General features: G+C 80.2%; 1 protein-coding gene. It reads left to right on the forward strand.

What is annotated here, in order from left to right:
* Nucleotides 1-484: O-antigen ligase family protein (locus tag ABD067_RS21805; protein WP_343897516.1), on the forward strand; the 484-nt coding region annotated here is incomplete at both ends.

A 484-nucleotide genomic window follows, 5' to 3' on the forward strand; every position in this document is an offset into this window, starting at 1 on the left:
GCGGCGCTGGCGGTCGCGGCGCTGGTGCCAGGCGGGCGGGCGGCGCTGCTCGGTCTCGGACTCGCCGTGGCCGTCGCGCCGGCGCTGCGCCTGTGGTTCGCGGACCGGCGCGGGGCGGCGCTGCTGTGGCTCGTCGGGGTGGGCGCCGCCGGCCTCGGCGGATTGGCGCTGCTGGTCCACGGCGCGCCGGCGCTCTCCGACGAGTTGCGGACGGTGGAGCGCGTGTTCGGCGATCCGGCCACCGCGACGCCGGCGCGGCTGGTGATCTGGGGCGAGGCGTTGCGCTGGGCCGGGCTCGCGGCCCCCTTCGGCCTCGGTACCGGCGGCTTCACGATCGCCGCGGGTTCCGGCGACGCGCGGGCGCTGCACCCGCACAACCACGCCTTGGAGGCCTTGGCGGAAGGCGGGCTGCCCGGCCTCGCCCTGTGGCTGCTGGCCTTCGACGGCGGCGCCGCGCTGGCCGCCGCGCGCGCGGGGCGGGTGG

Origin of the sequence: Craurococcus roseus (genome assembly GCF_039523795.1) — a bacterium.
Classification (GTDB): domain Bacteria; phylum Pseudomonadota; class Alphaproteobacteria; order Acetobacterales; family Acetobacteraceae; genus Craurococcus; species Craurococcus roseus.